Genomic DNA, 442 nt, shown 5'->3' on the forward strand with positions numbered 1-442 from the left:
ATATAAAGAGCGAAAAATTTGCAAAAATGTCTTAAATTTAGTCCTTCACAAGTGCGAAAGGCTTGGCATAAAGCCTGATATCGTGGCGCTTTTTTCAAAAAGTGGCTTTAGCAACGAGCTTTTGGGCTTAAAAGATGAGCGGCTTAGGCTTTATGAGATAAAAGATTATGAGGAGTTGCTGTGAGTGATATCGATATACAAAATGGCCTAAAAAGCCTGATAGAGCAGACCTATCTGATAGAGCGTGAGTATAAAAATTTGACCGCTTCTTATATGAGCTTGCAAGGTTTTATAAAAGATATCGTGGAAATTTTGCCAAATGCCATTTGGGTGCTTGATGAAAATGATGAAATTTTCTTGCAAAACTCGGAGGCTCAAAAGCTTGGCAAAGCGCTAAATTTCGTCCCTAAAGATAAGGGCGAGCTAAACTTTGGCTCACAAA

Annotated in this window: 2 pseudogenes; both read left to right on the forward strand. The window is 38.2% G+C overall.

The annotated features are described in order from the left end of the window. A pseudogene (locus CYP43_RS00020) lies at positions 1-184 on the forward strand (DUF234 domain-containing protein); the annotation flags it as partial. After that, positions 181-442, forward strand: a pseudogene (locus CYP43_RS00025) (two-component sensor histidine kinase); the annotation flags it as partial. The pseudogenes CYP43_RS00020 and CYP43_RS00025, both read left to right, overlap by 4 nt.

This window comes from Campylobacter concisus (assembly GCF_002913045.1).
Taxonomy (GTDB): Bacteria; Campylobacterota; Campylobacteria; order Campylobacterales; family Campylobacteraceae; genus Campylobacter_A; species Campylobacter_A concisus_AP.